The organism is Anaerobiospirillum thomasii, assembly GCF_900445255.1.
GTDB lineage: Bacteria > Pseudomonadota > Gammaproteobacteria > Enterobacterales > Succinivibrionaceae > Anaerobiospirillum_A > Anaerobiospirillum_A thomasii.
In genome coordinates this window covers 1,072,201-1,092,152 of the sequence record NZ_UAPU01000005.1, presented here as the reverse complement: position 1 = coordinate 1,092,152, position 19,952 = coordinate 1,072,201, and the positions used below count along the sequence as shown (strand labels likewise).

16 protein-coding genes and 1 tRNA gene are annotated in these 19,952 nt (G+C 41.2%); 12 read left to right on the top strand and 5 right to left on the bottom strand.

Going from position 1 to position 19,952, the window contains the following annotated elements; all coding sequences use genetic code 11:
* Nucleotides 1-241 precede the first annotated feature (241 nt).
* The 3 genes from DRZ93_RS04845 (at nucleotide 242) to pseI (ending at nucleotide 3,462) form a co-directional block, all read left to right on the top strand.
* Nucleotides 242-1,420, top strand: a complete 1,179-nt coding sequence (locus tag DRZ93_RS04845; RefSeq protein WP_113745982.1) for a HipA domain-containing protein — start codon at nucleotides 242-244, stop codon at nucleotides 1,418-1,420.
* A 148-nt stretch (nucleotides 1,421-1,568) separates the two neighbouring features.
* Entirely contained in the window at nucleotides 1,569-2,318 is a 750-nt protein-coding gene (locus DRZ93_RS04840; RefSeq protein WP_245933771.1) for a transporter substrate-binding domain-containing protein, read from the top strand.
* Between the two features lie 133 nt (nucleotides 2,319-2,451).
* Nucleotides 2,452-3,462 (top strand): pseudaminic acid synthase, encoded by a 1,011-nt coding sequence (gene pseI / locus DRZ93_RS04835; RefSeq protein ID WP_218564253.1) that lies wholly within the window; start codon nucleotides 2,452-2,454, stop codon nucleotides 3,460-3,462.
* A 65-nt stretch (nucleotides 3,463-3,527) separates the two neighbouring features.
* Here the strand turns inward: pseI and DRZ93_RS04830 are convergent, their stop codons facing one another.
* On the bottom strand, nucleotides 3,528-3,863 hold the full coding sequence (locus DRZ93_RS04830) for a DMT family protein (RefSeq protein ID WP_281268114.1): 336 nt from the start codon (nucleotides 3,861-3,863) through the stop codon (nucleotides 3,528-3,530).
* Between the two features lie 245 nt (nucleotides 3,864-4,108).
* Here DRZ93_RS04830 and DRZ93_RS04825 point away from each other — a divergent pair, with 245 nt between their 5' ends.
* The 5 genes from DRZ93_RS04825 to dapB all read left to right on the top strand — a co-directional run bounded on the left by DRZ93_RS04825 (nucleotide 4,109) and on the right by dapB (nucleotide 9,019).
* Complete coding sequence (locus DRZ93_RS04825) at nucleotides 4,109-5,098, top strand: hypothetical protein (RefSeq protein WP_113745980.1); 990 nt, start codon at nucleotides 4,109-4,111, stop codon at nucleotides 5,096-5,098.
* Between the two features lie 90 nt (nucleotides 5,099-5,188).
* Nucleotides 5,189-6,103 (top strand): NAD(+)/NADH kinase, encoded by a 915-nt coding sequence (locus tag DRZ93_RS04820; protein WP_113745018.1) that lies wholly within the window; start codon nucleotides 5,189-5,191, stop codon nucleotides 6,101-6,103.
* Nucleotides 6,104-6,115: 12 nt separating this feature from the next.
* Entirely contained in the window at nucleotides 6,116-7,783 is a 1,668-nt protein-coding gene (gene recN / locus DRZ93_RS04815) for a DNA repair protein RecN (RefSeq protein WP_113745979.1), read from the top strand.
* Between the two features lie 45 nt (nucleotides 7,784-7,828).
* Entirely contained in the window at nucleotides 7,829-8,242 is a 414-nt protein-coding gene (locus tag DRZ93_RS04810) for a GNAT family N-acetyltransferase (RefSeq protein WP_172458051.1), read from the top strand.
* A complete protein-coding gene (gene dapB / locus DRZ93_RS04805) occupies nucleotides 8,243-9,019 on the top strand; it encodes a 4-hydroxy-tetrahydrodipicolinate reductase (protein ID WP_113745978.1) in 777 nt (258 codons plus the stop codon).
* Nucleotides 9,020-9,279: 260 nt separating this feature from the next.
* Here the strand turns inward: dapB and DRZ93_RS04800 are convergent, their stop codons facing one another.
* Together DRZ93_RS04800 and gdhA are read right to left on the bottom strand one after the other, a co-directional pair.
* Nucleotides 9,280-10,887, bottom strand: coding sequence for a methyl-accepting chemotaxis protein (locus DRZ93_RS04800; RefSeq protein ID WP_113745977.1), 1,608 nt, complete (start codon nucleotides 10,885-10,887; stop codon nucleotides 9,280-9,282).
* Nucleotides 10,888-11,267: 380 nt separating this feature from the next.
* The gene (gene gdhA, locus DRZ93_RS04795; RefSeq protein ID WP_113745005.1) at nucleotides 11,268-12,620 is read right to left on the bottom strand and encodes an NADP-specific glutamate dehydrogenase; all 1,353 of its coding nucleotides are present in this window, start codon (nucleotides 12,618-12,620) and stop codon (nucleotides 11,268-11,270) included.
* A 455-nt stretch (nucleotides 12,621-13,075) separates the two neighbouring features.
* Here gdhA and DRZ93_RS04790 point away from each other — a divergent pair, with 455 nt between their 5' ends.
* Nucleotides 13,076-13,720 (top strand): GNAT family N-acetyltransferase, encoded by a 645-nt coding sequence (locus DRZ93_RS04790; protein WP_113745004.1) that lies wholly within the window; start codon nucleotides 13,076-13,078, stop codon nucleotides 13,718-13,720.
* 144 nt (nucleotides 13,721-13,864) lie between these two features.
* Here DRZ93_RS04790 and DRZ93_RS04785 read toward each other — a convergent pair.
* Together DRZ93_RS04785 and DRZ93_RS04780 are read right to left on the bottom strand one after the other, a co-directional pair.
* Nucleotides 13,865-13,954 (bottom strand) — tRNA-Ser (locus tag DRZ93_RS04785).
* A gap of 146 nt (nucleotides 13,955-14,100) precedes the next feature.
* Nucleotides 14,101-15,864, bottom strand: coding sequence for a hypothetical protein (locus DRZ93_RS04780; protein WP_113745976.1), 1,764 nt, complete (start codon nucleotides 15,862-15,864; stop codon nucleotides 14,101-14,103).
* A 370-nt stretch (nucleotides 15,865-16,234) separates the two neighbouring features.
* Between DRZ93_RS04780 and DRZ93_RS04775 the strand changes: the two genes are divergently transcribed.
* From DRZ93_RS04775 to DRZ93_RS04765, 3 genes are read left to right on the top strand one after another with little or no spacing between them, the layout of a single operon-like run.
* Complete coding sequence (locus DRZ93_RS04775; protein WP_113745002.1) at nucleotides 16,235-17,872, top strand: phosphohexomutase domain-containing protein; 1,638 nt, start codon at nucleotides 16,235-16,237, stop codon at nucleotides 17,870-17,872.
* A 17-nt stretch (nucleotides 17,873-17,889) separates the two neighbouring features.
* Nucleotides 17,890-18,711 carry an MBL fold metallo-hydrolase gene (locus DRZ93_RS04770; protein WP_113745001.1) on the top strand — a complete coding sequence of 274 codons (822 nt, stop codon included), beginning with the start codon at nucleotides 17,890-17,892 and terminating at the stop codon, nucleotides 18,709-18,711.
* A 10-nt stretch (nucleotides 18,712-18,721) separates the two neighbouring features.
* Nucleotides 18,722-19,933: an MFS transporter gene (locus DRZ93_RS04765; protein WP_113745975.1), complete on the top strand. Its 1,212-nt coding sequence runs from the start codon at nucleotides 18,722-18,724 to the stop codon at nucleotides 19,931-19,933.
* Nucleotides 19,934-19,952: the final 19 nt, after the last annotated feature.

Here is a 19,952-nt window from a genome sequence, read left to right as displayed (position 1 = left end):
CGGTTATAAATTAAAACAACTTTTAGCAAAGCGCATACGAATGGGCAATTGCACACATGACGCGGTTATAAATCGGCTATAATTCGGTTATAATTATAACCTGACAAGAACAAAAGAAGATTCAGCAATCTTGTCAGATTGTGTCTTGCAGTCTATTTGTGAGTGACTTTAAAGATATGTAACTTGAGCTTAAATGCTAAGTTCACTGATATACATTCTCTCATGATAAAACGGATAAACAATGCTTTATATTTTAAAAAATAAAGATAAAGACGTTTTAAAATTTGAAGTGCAGATAGAGACTCAAAGTTTCAAGGGACAGTCTTTTAACAATACATATTTTAAAGATGCCTTGATTGTTGATGAAAACCTGTTGCCTATACAAATTAGAACAGATAACCTGCTTGCATCCTTAGAATCATTTATCAAAAATAGAAAAGTACCTCAAAACAGACAATTTGTTGAAAAAATCATTGCAACGTATAGTCAAAGTGGCAAAGAGATGCTTATGGACTATATTAACGTTTCTCTTGGCTTATCATTGAATGATGCGTACTGGATAGTGCCTGCTAATTCAGATTACAAATGGGCAGATTTCAATCTTTATGAAAATGAATTTAGTGATGCATTAGAGCGCGCCTCCTTTGGCGATGAGATAAAAAGAGTGACAGGTTTTACAAGCTCACCAGAATACACAACTAATGGCATGCTTAAAAAATGCTGGCACAGAGAAAATGGGCAAATCTATCTTTATAAGGGCACAACACAAGAGTATGCCAATGGCGGAAAAGAAGCCTATAGTGAGTTTTTCATGGCTCAAGTTGCAAAAGTCATGCAATTTGATTGTGTCTCATACGATTTAAAACTTTTTCATAATCAAGTTGTAAGTTCCTGCCTTTTGTTTACCAATGAAAATGAAGGTTACATCCCTGTTTATAATCTGTTAAAAGAGCCTCGTGAAAGCAACAAAGTTAAATTGATGCAAGAGATTTCTGAAATTTTCGGAGATGAGACTTTTGAGGATCTGATGCTCTTTGACGCACTTATCTGCAACAAAGATAGGCATTTGGGCAACTTTGGTATGATTGTAGACAATAATACAAATAAGATCCTGCGCGCAGCACCTATTTTTGACAATGGCTTTTCTATGATGAATTTTCTGACCTATGATGAGCTTAAGGAAATAGAAAAAGCAATATCTATCAAAAAGAGCTATTTTGAATTGTCATTTGACGAACAGTTAAGAGTTTTTGTTCAGCCACGCCATATTGAAAATCTTACACAATTATCAAGTTTTTGTTTTACAAGACATAATGAATTCAATCTAAGTGATTCATGGCTTGAGCCTCTTGAGCTGTGCATACAGGGCAGAGCAAAAAAAGCTATAGAATTTGCATTGCAAAAGCAAAAGATTTTATAAAGATCATGATCTTCCCATGAGGGCACCTGATTTTGACTTAGTATAGAATCAATATGGTACAAAATGGACTTTTTATATCACTTTTAACAAAAGTTACACAATATAAGATTATCATAGGCGACATTGACTATAAGAATAAGGAAAAATCATGAAATTTGTTAAGAATCTTATGTTATGTGCAGCCTTAGCTGTAGGTCTTGTCAGTGCAGCCCAGGCTGAGGAAAAAGCTTATAAAATTGCAATAGACGCCTCCTACCCACCATTTTCATATAAAAATCCACAGGGCAAGTTTGTGGGTATTGAAATTGATCTTTTAGATGAAATTGCCAAAAGACAGAATTTTAAGTATGAGCTTGTTGTCATGAACTTTGATGGCGTAATTCCTGGCATAGTTTCAGGTCAGATTGACGGCGCTATCGACGGCATCAATATGTCAGATGAGAGAAAGAAAATAGTTGATTTCTCCGATCCATATTTCAAATCAGGTCTTTGCATTGTAACCCGCAAGGATGATCTGCGCATCAACAAGATTGAGGATATCAAAGATACCAAGCCTGGCATCAAAAAGGGCACCTACGGTATGGAATTTGCTGAAAAGAACAAGGATAAATACAACTTAAAGCTGCAGTATTTTACCATGACATCTGATGTGGTACAGGCTGTAAAGAGCAAGGCTGTTGATTTTTACATGGAGGATTTCCCTGTAATTTCCTATGCCATCAAGGCAGGACTTGAGAATGATCTGCGCATTGCTGTTGAGGACATGTACGGCTCACCAACCTATGGTTTTGCTGTGAAAAAAGGCAAGAATCAGGAACTTTTAAAGAAATTCAACGAGGGTCTTAAAGAGGTTAAAGCTGACGGCACCTATGAGAAGATCTTAAACAAATATATCTAATAGTATCTATCCTGCCTGTACTTTACAGGCAGGATCTTAAAACACTATCCCAAATCACTCATCTTCTTGCATTTTCTCTTGATTTTTAAGCATTAAATTCATAGGCTTTATATAGTTTATGGAGATTCTAAAAATGCACAAAAAATCACCTGTAATTGTCGCAGAGCTCTCTGGCAATCACTCAGGCAGTCTGCAAAGAGCCATGGATCTTATTGCTCTTGCCCATGAAAACGGAGCTGATGCTGTAAAAATTCAGACCTATAGTGAGGACAGTCTGACCATTGACTGTAGCCATGATGAATTTATATTAAAAGGCGGGCTGTGGGATGGCTATAAATTATACGATCTCTATAAAGAGGCCAAGACTCCAGCGCAGTGGGTCAAACCTCTGTTTGAATTTGCAAAAGACAGAGGTATTTTACTGTTCTCAAGTCCTTTTTCATTTGAAGATGTGGATGCTCTTGAGGCTGTTGACTGTCCCTGGTATAAGATAGCCTCCTTTGAAATCAACTATCTTGAGCTTATTGAATACTGTGCACAGACTAAAAAGCCAATAATTATGTCAACTGGACTTGCAAGACTGGATGAGATTGACAGAGCTGTGGATATTGTCAAACGCTATGGCAACGATCTTACTCTGCTACACTGTGAAAGCAGGTATCCTGCAGATCCTGCCATGTTCAATTTAAACACAATTCCTTTTTTTGCAGAGCGCTATGGCTGTGCTGTAGGTCTGTCCAATCACTCAATAGGTGATACTCTGGATATTGCCGCCATTGCTCTTGGTGCCTCCATGATTGAAAAACATTTCATTGATACACGCAAGGCAGGTGGCGTTGACAGTGCCTTTTCTATGAATGTGCAGGAGCTGCGCTGCCTTGCAGAGCACTGCAAGACAGTGTACGGATCACTTGGTGTACATGGCATCAGACGTTTTGAAGAGGATAAGGGCAGCATGAAGTTTCGCCGCTCGGTCTATCTTGTAGCTGATATTAAACAAGGTGAGGTTCTGACGCAAGAGCATGTGCGTACGATAAGACCTGGCATGGGGCTTGAGCCATATAAATTAAAGGATCTGCTGGGGCGCAGAGCTGTTTGTGATTTACAGGCACCGCAGCCTCTTGATGAGAGTAATTTTGAATAAATACAAAAAGAAAAGGCCACTTAGGTGGCCTTTTGCTGTTATAGGAGGATTGTATATGAAAAACGTTATCTAAATGTAAAGTACACGGCAGCAATGAGACATAAGCAGGCTGCAAGATGATTCCATCTAAGCTCAAGCTTGAAAGCTATGACAGAGAAGATGGTAAACACCACAAGAGTTATAACTTCCTGTATAACCTTAAGCTGCATTATGTCAAAGGGTCCACCGGCACCTTTGAAACCTAATCTATTAGCAGGGACCTGCAGGCAGTATTCAAAAAAAGCCAGAGCCCAGCTAAAAAGTATTACACCAAGCAAAGGTAAAGAGGCAAACCATGAATAATCCTCTTTCATTTTTAGGTGTCCGTACCATGCCAGGGTCATAAAGATGTTTGACATCACCAGCAGGATAACTGAGTAGATACCATTTGCTAACACTTTGTGTATTACTTCTCAAAATTTTAAAAATTATCTCTAAATTTTGTGATGTAGATCTTATAACTGTAAGAAAGATTCTGCAAGTGTTTTTTTTACTTTTTTTTAAATTTTTTAATTTATTACCCAAGAATGACGCTTTGATAAGCAGTCAGATGGAGCAAAAATTCATAGCTTTTAGTACAATACAGAAAAAAAGAGCCGGGGGAAGGATGTTTTGGATTAAAGCTCTGCTGTTATCTTTAGTTTTGTCTCTGCCATTTAGCGCCTACAGTGCCTGCACTGTCATTGAAAAGGGCGACAAGATACCATCGCTTATTGCACCTAAACAGTGTTTTGAACTGCAGGGCGGTCAGGAGCTCAATGGCACTATAAGAAATCACGGTACGCTGATTTTAAAGGGTGGCAGAAGTGCCACCTTAAAAGGCTCTGTTATAAATTTAACCAATGCCAGATTTATCATCCGCGGTGAGATGATGGCAACAAGAGATGCCTCTGTCAGTGTCAAAAGCGGCTCCGTGCTTGAAATTCATGGTACATTGGTTTTAAAGGAGAAAGCCTCTTTAAATCTAAGCTCTTCATTTTTTTACAATAAAGGCAGGTTTTTTGTACAGAATCAGTCCTCTATAAATTCTATGGATGCCTCCTTTGTCAACTCAGGCACCATGGCCTTTGAAAATTCACGCATAACTTTTAAAAACGGCAGTTTTGACAATAAAGGCACACTTGATTTTAAACAGGCTACATTTGATCTTATCTCCCATGGTCGCTATGTTAATCACGGCAAATTTAACATAGATACAAAAAGCTCATTTATAGCCCATGACAGATCATCCTTTAAAAGCTACAGACAGGTGCTTTTAAACGGACTTATGACCTTTGATGACAGATCGGTTTTTGAAAACAGCAGTCTTTTTGATATCAACCGTCATGGTACACTTATCTTTTTAAACCATGCCTCAGGTCTTAATAAAAACGATATTGACGTTGAGGGCAATTTAAGTCTCATTGCCACTGATTTTGTCAACAAAGGCAATATGCACATTAAAAAGGGTGGCAGACTTGAGTTGCAGAATGCGGCTGTGTGTGAAAATATGGGCACCATGCGCGAGGAGGGTGCCATCATAAATGACAGCAAAAGCTCTCTTGTGAATAAAAACATAATCTATGATGCCAAAAATCAGCGCCGCTACAAAGAATAAGTCTTTAATTTTGATATGAAAGTACAACAAAAGATGGGCATTATTAGGTACAATTGTGTACAGGATTAATCTTAGCAGAAGACATGTATTATGTTGGATAAAGAAAGCAAGCACAAACCAATCAAGTCAGCCATTATTGTATCAAAAGTCTATAAGCGTCCTGTTGCAGGCGCCATACGCGAGATAGCTTCATTTTTACAGTCTTTAGGTGTTACAGCCTATCTTGATCAGAATACCTCTGTAGGTTTTAACATTCCTGAGGTACCATGCATTTCAAGAAAGCAGATGCAAAATCAGGATCTGATCATTGTTGTAGGCGGTGACGGCTCTGTACTTGGAGCTGCAAGAACACTTGTGGATCTTAATGTGCCAGTGCTTGGAGTCAACCGTGGCCATCTTGGACTTTTAACCGATGTGTCTCCTTCACAGCTGCATCAGGCTCTAACCTCCATTGTGGCAGGCCGTTATACCAAAGAAATGCGCATGATGCTTGATGTCAGAGTCACACGTGAGAATGAAGATGGTGCAAGTGAGCTTGTAGGACAGTCTCTTGCCACCAATGAAACCGTCATTCACTCAGGTATGCTGGCGCACATGATGGTGTTTTCTGTAAGCATTGATGATAATTTTATGTATTCACTGCGTGGTGATGGCATCATTGTCAATACACCTACAGGATCAACAGCATATTCACTCTCAGCAGGCGGTCCTATTATTGAGCCGCATCTTGATGTGCTGTCACTGGTGCCTATGTTCCCGCAGTCACTTAACTGCTCACCTATTATTATTCCAGGTTCATCTGCTGTAAGAATTGATTTTGAAAGACCTGAGACTCCTGAGTGGATCAATATCAACTGTGACGGTCAGGTTACCATACGCGGCGATACCAACTGCACCGTGTCCATCTGTCAGCACAAGACACCGCTGACTTTAATCCACCCTGAAGGTTATGACTATTACAGCGTGCTGCGCCAGAAACTAGGCTGGGGACAGCAGTTATTTTAATTAGGATAAAACATGTTAGAGCATCTTGATGTAAGCAATCTGGCTCTTTCTAGTGCCTCACACATTGATTTTTACAAAGGTATGGCCTGTATTACAGGAGAGACCGGAGCTGGCAAATCACTTATTGTCGATGCTCTGTCTTTAGTGCTCGGCGCCAGGGCTGACTCTCTTGTCATACGTGATGGTATGGACAAATGCCAGGTCAGTGCCATTTTCTCTATCAAAGATAATGCAGCCTTAAAGGCAAGACTTACAGAGCTTGAGCTTGTAAATGAGGATAATGAAGATGAGCTGGTGCTGCGCCGTGTGATACAGCGCGATGGCAAATCAAGGGCTTTTGTCAACTCACAAAGCAGTACCATAAGTGTTCTAAAGGAGCTTGCTGCCTATCTTGTGTCAATACACGGACAACATGCTTCCATCAAGCTTATTGACGAGAAAAATCAGCTTAAGGTTTTAGACAGCTATGCAGGTTTAGAAAAGGAAAGTGCAGATCTTCAGGCTGCCTTTAATGCCTATAATGTCAAAAGACGTGAGCTTACAGCCCTTGCCACACTGCAAAAGGATGAGGCAGCTCTTTACAAATCGTTGCGTCATGAGCTTGAGGAGCTAAACCGCCTGGAGCTTGGTAAGGGCGATTATGAGGAGCTTGAAAAAACATTTGACTCACTGGTGCACAGAGAGCATTTAAACTCAGCTGTAACTTTGGCTCTGGGTGCGCTTGATAATGATGAGAGCAATATTATTGATATTTTAAATGCAAGACTCTCTGATCTGGTAAGAGTGGAGAATTATGCTAAAGGCACCATAGCTCCTGTAATTGAAAATCTTAACAATGCCTTATCCTATCTTGCCGATGCCAGGGAGATGCTTTCGGATATTGCTGGCAGCAGTATAGCTCAAAGCTCAATTGAAATTGAGCAGAAAATGTCCAAATGCCATGAGCTCTCACGCCGTTTTGGGGTGGCTCCTTCACAGCTGTATCTGCAAAGAGAGCAGCTGCAGCAGCGTATAGACGACTTTTTACTGCTAAAAGATAAAATCAACGCCAAGACAGCTGAGGTCAAAGCCCTGCGCGATATTTATGAAAAGAAGAGTCAGGAGCTTAGTGACAAAAGACATGAGGCTGCAGAGCGCATGTCACTTGAGGTTACAGACAAGATTCATACTCTGGCTATGCCAGATGGCATATTCAAGGTCAGCATTGAGGTGGATAATGAGTGCAAGCCGCGTGCCGAGGGCAGGGATAATGTAAGCTTTATCTTCTGTGCCAACAGAGGACAGGAGCTGCGTGCCATAGGTGATGTGGCCTCAGGCGGTGAGCTGTCCCGTCTGGCTCTTGCCATCGAGGTTTTAAGCCTCAAGCAGGAGAGCTGTCAGACTTTAATCTTTGATGAGGTCGATACAGGTATCTCAGGACGTACAGCCTCATCTGTAGGCGATCTTTTAAAGACCTTAGGCCACAAGGTACAGGTTATTACCATAACCCATCTGCCGCAGGTGGCTGCCAAGGCTACAAGCCACTATCTTGTTGCAAAATTCAACAGCTCTGATGGTGTGCAGTCTACAATAGATCTGCTCGATGTTGACGGTCGCGTGGATGAGCTGGCACGTATGATGGGTGGCAATGTGGTGACAGAGGATACTTTAAAGTCAGCTCGTTCACTGCTTGAGTCATAGCCTATGTATACAGTACGCTGGGCGCGCTTAAAGGATCTCTCGGCAGTGGCTTCAATTGAATGCAAGGCACTGCCGTATGAGGTAAGAGCCGAGCCGTGGAGCCCTTCATTTAAAGAAATGTTTTCCATCTGGCTGTGCCGTTATATGCAAAAAACCCATAGGGTGCTTCTGGCCTTTGATGATGCATCAGGCAAGGCTGTTGGTTTTTTAAGTATGGATGGCAGCAGAATCAGACCCTATATTCAGACTTTTTATGTAAGACCGGACTTTTTCAGACGTGGTGTAGGCACAGCTCTGATTTTAAAGGCAGAAGAGCTGGTGCGCCAAAACGGTGGTAAAAGGCTGGTTCTTGATGTAGAAGTGAACAATTTTAGTGCAATAGCTTTTTATCAGCGCCATAACTTTGTACAATCTAGGCTTGAAAACTCACACCTGATAAAAATGATAAAGGAGCTGTAAATGCTTAAAGTAGGTATTGTCGGAATTTCAGGACGTATGGGCCATGTTCTGTGGGACAGCGCTCTTGGTATGGATGGTCTGAAAGTTGTATGCGGTATTGACAGAAATCCATCATCTCTGCCTCTTGGCTGTAATGTAGAGGTGGTCGGCAACCCATCAGCTTTAAGCTCTGTGCCTGATCTGTTTATTGATTTTACCCGTCCTGAATGTTCACTGTCAGTACTTGAGTATGCCAAGGCCAATAATGTTAAGGTAGTGCTTGGCACCACTGGTTTTGATGATGATCAAAAGGCTCTGATTAAAGACTATGCCAAACACATACCAATTGTTTTTGCAGCCAACTTCTCTGTAGGTATCAATATACTTTTATCACTTATTAAAAAGACTGCATCTATTATGCAGGATGCCGATATTGAAATTGTTGAGGCTCATCACCGCTATAAGGTAGACTGTCCATCTGGTACAGCTCTGGCTATGGGTGAGGCAGCTGCCGCCGGACGCAATGTGCTGCTGCGTGATGTTATGGTATCAGGCCGTGATGGTATTACAGGTGCCAGACAGTATGGCACTATAGGTTTTAGCTCAATCCGCGGTGGCGATATTGTAGGCGATCATGAGGTGATGTTCTGCACAGATGGTGAGATAGTGTCTTTAAATCACAAGGCCTCATCCCGTGCCACCTTTGCCCGCGGTGCTCTGCAGTCTGCCATGTGGCTTGCAGATAAAAAGCCTGGTCTTTATTCTATGAAAGAAGTTTTGGATCTGCAGAAGATCTAAAATCACATCATGTGCTCTGCCTGCACGAAATTAGCTTTTGTGCAGGTTTTTTATGCCTAAAATCCCTGTATAAAGCCATAAGAAGACAGCTACAGTTAGCCTTGAGCGCCTTGCTATTAGTAAGGTTAGGATGTAGCTAAGAGCCTATTTGTGTTCCTGTCATAATCACTTAACTGGCACTTTGCAAATGTAAAAGGCTTGAGCTAAAAAAGTCGCATAATCTAATGCGGCTTTTGAACTTGTACAAAAAACTAAGAGCACTAGGCTTTAATCTTAAACTCGGAGAGATCTGCTACAACCTGATTGAGCGTGTCTGAGGCTTTGACCACAAAATCATTGTTGGTGCTTGACTGCTCGGCAACCTCTTGAGCAATATTGGTTACATCCTGCATGTTGGTTGAGATCTCGGCAGTAGCGGCAGTCTGCTCCTCAGCAGCTGTAGCAATCTGAGCCACCTGAGTATTAACATTCTGGGCATGCTCAATAATATTCTGCAGAATATCCTGTAGTTTGGCAGCTCTTTGAGCCACATTGTCCATGTTGTTGACGCTAAGAGCCATAGACTCTGAGGCCACATTGGCATCATTTTGAATATTATTGACCATATTGGAAATCTCCTGTGTGGAGCGTGAGGTTCTTGAGGCAAGAGCACGTACCTCATCGGCAACCACAGCAAAGCCACGTCCGGCCTCACCGGCTCGGGCAGCCTCAATTGCGGCATTGAGAGCAAGGAGGTTGGTCTGTGCGGCAATTTCCTCAATGGTATTTACAATAGAGCCAATGTTTTGAGCCTGAGTGAGCAGGGTGGCAATATGATCAGCATCCTTTTTAGTCTGCGAAACCTGATCATGAATAGAGTTTACAGTCTCCTCCACAGTTGCTACACCATCTTGTGTAATATCACGAGCCTTGTTGGCAGCATCATTGGCATTGTGACAGTTCTTGGCAATATCAACAGTGGTTGATGACATCTGATCGGTAGCGGCAGCTACTGTAATAGCTCTGTTTTCGCAGTTGTGGGCCAGCTCTGAGATATGCTCTGAGCTTGTACGCATGGTGTCTGATCTGAGTGAGAGATCGCCTACAGTGGTTACAATATTGAAAATCTTGTTGTTGAGTTTTACACGCATATTCTCAAGATTCTGGTTAAGAATACCAAACTCATCAGTGGTACTGGCCACAATTTTCTCTGAGAGATCTGAATTTGCCATCTGAGTTACCTTGTCGATGGAGTAGCGCAAATTCATATCGATATTGGCAGAGACCACAAAGGCTGCAAGAAGTGAAAATATATTAACAATGGCAGCTAGGGTCAGAATATAGTAGATAGGTTTGTATGATGAGAGGGTATTGGCACGCTCGGTGGCAATGGCAATCTGCATGCCTACAGCGTCCTGTAGGTTATGGAAGCTGCTGACAACATAGTTGTTAAGACGTCTGTCATAGGCATCCTGTGCCTCGCGTACACGACCTGAGTCAATTAAATATATAAGCTCATTTCTGTAGGTAGTGATGTATTTTTTAAGATTGTCCTTAACTGTGCCAATCTGTTTTTCATAGCCTTGTGATATTAGAGCATCATGAGTCTCCTGTGCTCTTTTTATATATTCTTCAACGGCCCTTGAATCAACTTCTTTTTCTTTAATAGCAGTCTGAATCATAGAATGCAGGTCAAAAAGGGCATCCTGTGCAGCATCTGTTATGCCATAACGCAGTTCAAGAGTATCATGCACTTTGTCTGCAACTAATACAGAGTCATACATTTTCTTGGCAGTATAGCCAGAGACCATGGTGGTAAGAATAATAATGACAGAGAATAGTAAAATCAGCTTTACTCTGACTTTTAAATTTAAAAAGGCCTTAATCATAAAAAAACTCCGAATACACGAAGAAAATGTACATAATAATTAGTGGACAATATTTTTATATTTTCTAACTTTTGTCAAAAAAAGTATTTATTTTCAGATCTTTTTTGTGATTAAAATGCTGTTATTTATAAGTTTTATTGACGACTACGTTTTGATTGTCAGGCCAGATGCGTGAAATACAAGTAAATAAAATGTTGATTTATATATAAAAAATAATTTATAAAACATTGACTTTTGTAAGTGAAAAATTTGGCTTAGATCATAACTTGTATTTTAGATTGCATACATTTTTGTACTTTTTAAATGTTATTGAGAAAAAGAATAAGCCATGCACAGCATGGCTTACTGGAGTTGTCTTAAATTTTATATGAGGTAGTGATTTAGATTACGCCCTGAGCAATCATGGTATCGGCAACCTTTCTAAATCCTGCAATGTTGGCACCTAAAACGAGGTTACCCTTGTCACCAAACTCAATTGAGGTCTGATAGGCATTGTTGTGGATGTTGACCATGATCTGATGTAGCTTGCTGTCAACCTCATCAAAGGTCCATGAGCACATGCCTGCATTCTGCTCCATCTCAAGCTGTGAGGTGGCAACACCGCCAGCGTTGGCTGCTTTGGCAGGGCCGTAGGCAATACCTGATGCTAAGAAGGCATTGATAGCTTCAATTGATGAAGGCATGTTGGCACCTTCTGCTACGCACTTACAGCCGTTTGCTAGCAGACACTTTGCATCCTCAAGATTAAGCTCATTCTGTGTGGCACATGGGAAGGCTGCATAGCATGGTACTGACCATACATTGTTGCGACCTTGTGCATACTCTGATACAGGTGTGTACTTGGCGGTAGGTACGAGCTCAGCATAACGGGTCAGTGAAGCTCTTTCAACTTCCTTGACCTGTTGCAGGATCTCAACATCAATACCGTTTTTATCATAAATCATGCCGCGTGAGTCTGATACAGTAACAGGGATAGCACCAATCTGCTTTAATTTCTGACAGCAGTAAATTGCTACGTTGCCGGCACCAGAGACTGCACAGGCCTTACCCTCAAGGCTCTCCCCACGGGTCTTTAACATCTCCTGAGCAAAGTATACAGTACCATAGCCTGTAGCCTCAGTACGGGCCAGTGAGCCGCCATAGGTCAGACCTTTGCCTGTTAGCACACCTTCATATGATGTGGTCAGACGCTTGAAGGCTCCGTATAAATAACCGATTTCACGGCCGCCTACACCAATATCACCGGCTGGCACATCAATAGTAGCGCCGATGTAACGATGGAGCTGTACCATAAAGGCCTGGCAGAAACGCATGATTTCATTGTCTGACTTGCCCTTTGGATCAAAGTCGGCACCGCCCTTGGCACCACCGATTGGGGTACCAGTCAGTGAGTTTTTGAAAATCTGTTCAAAACCTAAAAACTTTAATACGCTTTCATTTACAGTAGGGTGGAAGCGCAGACCACCTTTGTAAGGACCAATGGCAGAATTAAACTGAATACGGTAACCACGGTTAACCTGGATCTCACCTTTGTCATCAAGCCACTCAACTTTAAACTGGAATGAACGCTCAGGTACGGTGATTCTTTCTAGGATCTTGTGCTTCTGATAGGCAGGATTTTTATCGAGGGCAGGCTGCAGGGTTACTAAAACCTCCTGAACTGCCTGTAAAAATTCTGGCTGATATGGGTAACGGCTGGATAGCTCTTCAAAGATCTGTTGTGAATAAGACATTTTAATTCTCCATTAGATTGAAAATATGTGATCTAAACCACGTCACTAATGTAAACTCTATACGCCTTGTGTGCAATAAAAATAAGCTAGACTAACTAAAAAAAGCAGGTTTTGCGCAAAAAAAATGCTTATTTTTTAAAAATTGCACCCAAATGGATATGGGTTTTTGATAAAAAGTTTAATTTTGAGCTAAAAAGTCCCTGTACAAAGTCATCAAAATAGCATTAAAAATTCAAATAATTTATTTAAATATATGATAAATAAAATATTTTATTTAATATGTCCTTACAGAATTTAATTGAGACCATGTCAAAAACAGTCGCACTAAAAAAGAACGTTAACAAATTTTCATTTTAAATTAAAATGGTTAATCGGCTTTTGGGACATAAATATCACATTTGTCTTAAAAGAGGCCATAGGCAGATTACAGGTGCAGATAACAAAATGAGGATAATATGAGAGTAAGATTAAGATCTTTTAGCTGTAAAGATCTGTATCAGTGTGCATCTTTAGTGCGCAGTGCCTGGTATTTAAATGATGATGGCCCTATGCGCTACAAGCTTATGCTCGCAGCACGCTATTTTATAAGCTGCCTTAAAGACTCAAATCTGTGTTTTGTGGCAGCTGAGGGTAAAAAAGTACATGCCCTCGTGCTTTTAGCTGCTCACCATAACAAAGATAAGATCTCATGGCTTAAGACGGCCTTTCTTGGTCCTGTCTTAAAGCTGCTTGATTTTAGCTGTAAAAGACTCTCCTACCTTAGCAGCGATTATGCCTATGATGAAAAATACAAAGAGCAGTATGCCTATATGCACGACATTGTCCTGCAGAATAAGATTAAAGGCTGTGAGCTTTTGCTTATTATAAGTGATAAAGAGCTCAAAGGTCTTGGCAGTCACCTTATAAGGGTATGCGAGCGCCTTGCCTTTTTACACCATGAGCCATGTCTTTATCTTTTAACCGATGAGAGCTGCAATTACACCTTCTATCAGAGACATAACTACACAGCATGTTTTGAACAGGAGCTTGATTTTAGTATTGCAGGTGAGCGAAGGCATATTCAAAAATGTTTTATTTATAAAAAGGATTTAAAGGTATAGCAGATCTGAAAATTAAATAACCCTAAGGCACAAAGCTATGGCTTGATCATGGGCTAGGCTTTTGCAGTGTGTTTTGGTATTAAAGAATTATAGCGGGGGCAAAAACTGCGGGCGAAAAAAAAAAGCACTTTTAAAAAGTGCTCGTGGCGGATGGGGTGAGATTCGAACTCACGGAGGGCGTAAACCCTCGACGGTTTTCAAGACCGTTGCATTCAACCGCTCTGCCACCCATCCAAATTGTGGTGCCCATTATACTTAATAATTTTGCAATTGCAAGCACTAATTTTAAAAAAATTTAATAAAAATCATGACACTGAACCTAAAAGTCTAAAAATCAGCCTTATTTATCTGCTTTGTGTCACTTTTAAAAAAAATTAAATTTATAGTACTGAGGAATTTATATGCATAGTTTTTGATCTTATATGCTCGCGTACAGCCACTTTGTAGCTCTCAATATTCTCAATGGCATCAAATACAGGCAAAGAGAGGGCCTGCATAATAAGATCCATGGAGTTATAGCCCAAATCATCTGGCTCGGCTATAGTATTTTTAAGCACCAGATATTCACCGCTCTTTTTGTCTTTGACAAAGCACAGGGCATTGTCATGCATGGCTCTTTTGAGCTGCTTGGAGTTTAGATGTAGATTTTTTGTCTGCAAAAGACACAAAAGCGATCTTTTAATAATGTTAGAGAAATTGGCTAAAAAGAAATGTCCTGCCATAAGATCGCGGTAATTTAAATGACTGCCATGTCTGACATCTGGCAGATTTGGATTTCTATAGCTTTCTTTAAAATCCCAGAGCTTTTTGAGCTTCTGATAGATAGAGGCAATATTGCTCTCAAGATTGGTTATAACCACAAAGTAGCCTGCAAAGACGCCATATTTTGAGTACTGAGTATGATCAATACTCAAAAGTCCCGGGGCTGAGTGCTTTAATTTTATAAAGCGCATAAGTGAGCTTGATAAAAGCTCCTCATCAAGTAATCCTGTGCTGTTTATATCCTGATCTGACATATCCACAAGATTGGAGGCGGCGCGCCACTGCTTTTCAAGACGCCACAGATCATGGGCTCTTTTGCTCTTTGAATAGATAATAAATATTTTACAGTCAAGTATTATGCGGCTGCCAAACTGCCTTATGGTCAAAGGCTCCTTTACCTGCCTGTAGCGCCAGGAGCTGTCACCGTCGGCACTGCGTCCTTTTTTAAATTTGCCCTTGAGAAGCAGTGACTGCCTGCGTACACTTAGCTTGTAGAGATTTGAGCATAGAATGTAAGGACACTTTTCCTTTTCAAGGTGATAGATATACTCTCTTTTATTAAGCTCGGTGTCGGCCACAAAGGTAAAAGAGGCATAACGGGCTGTGGTGTTTTTAACATAGAGCACGCGGCTTAGCATATCATCGCGGTTGATTTTATCACCAGGCAGGATCTGATTGAGATGATAGTCAAGAGGAATGTAATTGCCATCTAAAGTCAGACCTAAAACACATTGATTTTCTATAAGCGCACCGTTTAAGGGTGAGTTTTTAATATGCTGGAAATTAAGCTTTGTTAAATAATAGGTGACATTGCTTTTATCTACAAGATTGTGCATAACAAGATTTTTATTAAGCTGTCTTGAGATCTGATAGGCCCTTGAGGCTAAAAAGGTCAGAGCCTGCGGGGCTTTATCTAGAAGAATATGGCTAAAATCAAAGATATGATTGCGCTCAGGGCTTACAAACTGACACTCATCATCATTGATACGCTCTGCTGTCATATAAAAAAACAGATCCTCAAAGTTTTCAATGGAACTGTAAGCCTTCAAATCCGTGATTATCTGATCGCATTTTAGCTTTTCATAGACATAGCGCAGGGCAAAAAAGCTGTAGTTAATGCGCAAAAAAGAGCGAGCAACTTTAGATGGTGTCAGGGTCTGTGTCTTTTTAGCCTCTGTTTGCAGCTGATAGCTAAAGTAATTTATATCATGACGCACCTGCGATAAAAACAAAGGATCGGCAAGCTTTTCTTGGCTGACATGACCATAGGATTTTAAAGAGCGCGTTGTACTTTTTTTGGTGACAGGATCTCTGTAGCCTGAGACGATGGAGCCATATTCAAGACCATTGGCGGCCTTTATCAGTCTAAATCTTATAGCCATATACAACCTGCAGATAATGGGCAATAAAAGATGTATGTGAAGCACATAATGAGTATAATTTTATTAAAAAAATTATACTACAGATATAAATGGAATATAATAAAAAAATGAAGTCAAAAAATACCTTGTTAATCGTGATTGTTTAATTTTTACGCGTAAATGTCTGTAGTATAAACTTTAAGTAAATTTAATCTTATACTACACATATATTTAATCATACTATAAATAAATTATTGTAATAAATGAGAAAATTAAAATTATTGTAGTATAAAATGTGGCAAAAAAGTCTAAAATTAAACGTGATTATAATCACAAATTTTATCAACACAGTGTTTTAATCTTCATCGTGTGTTCAAAACAGGTAAAGATTATGACAGTAGATAGCAAAGCAGGTATTGAGGCCTGCAATTTCAATCTGGTCAACATTGCAGATGTTGTATCTTTATATTATGAAAATAAAATAGAGCGCAGCAACGACAAATATGCCATAGCCTTTGGCACCTCAGGTCACAGAGGCAGCTCACGTGATGGCACCTATACCAGAGCGCACATTGAGGCATTAACCCAGGCCATTGTCATTTTAAGAGATAAATGGGGCCACACAGGACCTGTCTTTTTGGGCCATGATACCCATGCCTTATCAGAGTGTGCCTATAAAACAGCCCTTGAGGTTTTATGCGCCAATAGAGTAGATACAGTTGTAGCCTGCAATTTTGAAGTCACCCCAACCCCTGTTATTTCACGTCAGATAGTAAAACATAATTTAAACAGTGACAGATTGTCAGACGGCATTATTATAACCCCTTCCCACAATCCTCCAGAGGACGGTGGCTTTAAGTACAATCCACCTCACGGCGGTCCTGCCTCTACCTATTACACAAGGCAGATTGAGACACTGGCCAATGAGATTTTAAAGGATGGTAATAAAGCTGTCGTCAGCCTGCCATGGAATGAGGCTGTCAAATCTGAGTATGTGCATTTTAAAAATATGCAGCATGACTATGTAGAAGATCTGGCCTTAACCATCAATATGCAGGAAATTGCCGCATCCAATATTGCTCTTGCAGTCAATCCTCAGGGTGGCAGCTCACTTGCCTACTGGCAGGAGATTGAGGATTTCTACGGTATTAGACTTAATATTGTCAACAAGAGAATAGACTCATCCTTCTCCTTTATGCCATACGATTATGACGGCAAGATCAGAATGGACTGCATGTCTCCTTATACCATGAAGCCTTTAACCTCAATGACAGACAGTTTTGATTTTGCCATAGCCAATGATCCTGATGCCGATAGGCATGGTGTGGTGACTAAAAAGGGTCTGGTCAACTCCAATCATTATTTATGCTGCATGATGCATTATCTGCTGCAAAGCCGCAAAAAGTGGCCGCAGGGCAGAGCTGTGGGTAAAACCATTGGGGCTTCATTGATGATGGACAGCATTATAAAAAGCAGCAATTTTAACGTCTATGAAACCCCGATTGGCTTTAAGTGGTTCTCTCAGGGGCTTTTTGCAACCGATCTGGTCTTTGGCTGTGAAGAGAGCGCAGGTGCCTCCTTCCTTGATTTTAACGGTGTGCCTTTTGTAACCGACAAGGATGGCTTTACAGCAGGTCTTATTGGTGCCGAGCTCATGGCTGCAAGCTCTATGAGCATTGATGAGTACTATGCCTATTTGCAGAGCTGCTTTGGTGAATTTTTCTACGGCCGTGATGATGTGCCAATTACTAAAGAGCAAAAAGAGGCTTTTAAGTCCTTAAATGAAAGCTCAATAAGCAAAGATACCCTGGCAGGCTCCAAGATCACAAAAGTTTTGGTCAAAGCCCCAGGTAACAATGAGGATATAGGCGGTATCAAGGTGGTGTGTGAAGACGGCTTTTTCTCTGCCCGTCCATCTGGTACTGAGAATTTATACAAGATTTACTATGAGTCATCAAAGAGCAGCTCTCATGCCAAGGAGCTGCACGATGATGCAGTTTATATTGTAAACAAGGCCACTGGTCTTTAACCGTTATAGGAGTTTTTATGTTAGTCAGATTTTTAGGTACAGCAGCCTCAGAGGGTATTCCCAATCCTTTTTGCAACTGCAAGATCTGCACTCTGGCCAGAGAGCAGGGCGGCAAAAATGTAAGAAGCAGAGCCTCTGTCATGGTTGATGACTGCATTCAGATTGATATGTCACCTGAGTGGTCAGCACAGCTGACCCGTGAGGGGCTTAGCGCAAGAGGCGTGCACACCACACTCTTTACCCATACCCATCCTGATCATTTCAATGTAGGCGAATTTGTCTCAAGATGCGTAAACTTTGGCTATAACATTGACAGCCCTATGTATGTCTTTGGCAATGACTGTGCCATCAAGGGCGCCTTTAATGCGCTTGACGGTTTAGGCGGTGACAGATTTGTGCTTAAGGTTGTAGCTCCTTTTATGAGCTTTGAGCATATGGGTTATACCATAACCCCTATTCTTGCCAATCATGCCCGTATGGAGCTGTGCTACAACTACATAATACAAAAAGACGGCAGGACCTTCCTCTATGGCCTGGACAGCGGTTACCTGCCAGAGTGCTCATTTGAGTTTTTAGCAAAATACACTATCGATCTTGCCGTCTTTGAGTGCACCTATGCCGACTATATTGAAGGTGTCAAATCCGACAATCATCTGAACTTTGCCTCACTTTTTGCCCAGTGCAAGAGATTAAGGGATATGGGAGTGTTGACAGAGCACAGCAAAGTCTATGCCTCCCACGTCTCGCACTCCTCTGCCATGACTCATGAGGAGATTGAGCAGAGAGTTAAAGACTGCGGTATTGAAGTTGCCTTTGATGGATTGAAGTTAAACGTTTAGGAGATTTTTTATGAAAGTGGTTATGGCACGCCTGATGGCGATGATGTTTGTACAGTATGTGGTACAGGGAGCCTGGGTTTTAACCCTGGGTCTGGTTTTAAGTTCCTATAATATGGCTGATATTATTGGCAACGCCTATGCAGTTTTAGGTGTGGCTACAATTTTATCTCCTATGTTTGTAGGTATGGTGGCAGACAGATTCTTTGCCACAGAAAAGGTTTTAGCCCTGATGCATCTGCTACTTGCAGCTGTGGTCTATCTTACCTCCATGTTTATTGTAGGTGAGAACAAGATGATGGTGCTTGCAGGTTTATTCTTTGTAGGCCTTATCTATTATCCTACAGTGGCTCTGACCAATTCTATTGCCTTCTCTCACGTTGATGGCTCACGTCACTTCCCTGTCATCCGTATGTTTGGCTCTATAGGTTATGTAGCCTTAGGTCTGTTCATTGGCGAGATGGGCTGGTCTGGTGATGTAATGACCTGGTATGTAGCCTCTATCACTGCTCTTATTATGTCAGCCTACTGTCTGACACTGCCACATACTCCACCTAAGATGGCAGGTCGTGAGTTCTCCATGCGCGATCTTTTATGTCTTGATGCCTTTGCGCTCTTTAAAGACAAATACTTTACCATCATGATGCTCTCAATTTTAGTGCTCATGGTGCCAAAGACAGCATACTCCGCCTATATTCCAGTATTTTTAAAGGCTATTGGCTTTGACAATGCCGCTTCTATGATGCAGATTGGCGTGGCCATGGAAGTGCTCTTTGTATTCTTAATTCCATTCTTCCTGTTAAAGTTTGGCTTTAAGGTTACTTTAATGACAGGCATGATCTGCTGGGCTATACGCTCTGCCTTATTTGCTGAAGCTGCAGTCTCTGGCAATACCATGCTGGTTATTATAGGTCTTGTGCTGCAGGGTATCTGCTGGGACTTCTTCTTCTCTGTTGCCGACATTTATGCTGACAAGAAGGCAGGTGAGAATATCAAGGCTCAGGCTCAGTCACTGCGCTTTATTGCCTCAAACGGTGTAGGTCTGTTCTTTGCCTCATCAGTCTGCGGCTATATCTTCAACTCACAGGTAAGTGATACCTCAGCTGCAGGTCTGCCACAGTGGTACAGCTTCTGGTATATAGCAGGAGCCATTGCCGCCGCTGTCTTTGTTGCCTTCCTGGTATTCTTTAAAGATGACGTAAGCAACAGTCAGGAGAGCAAATAGCACTTTGTAACGAGGTAGG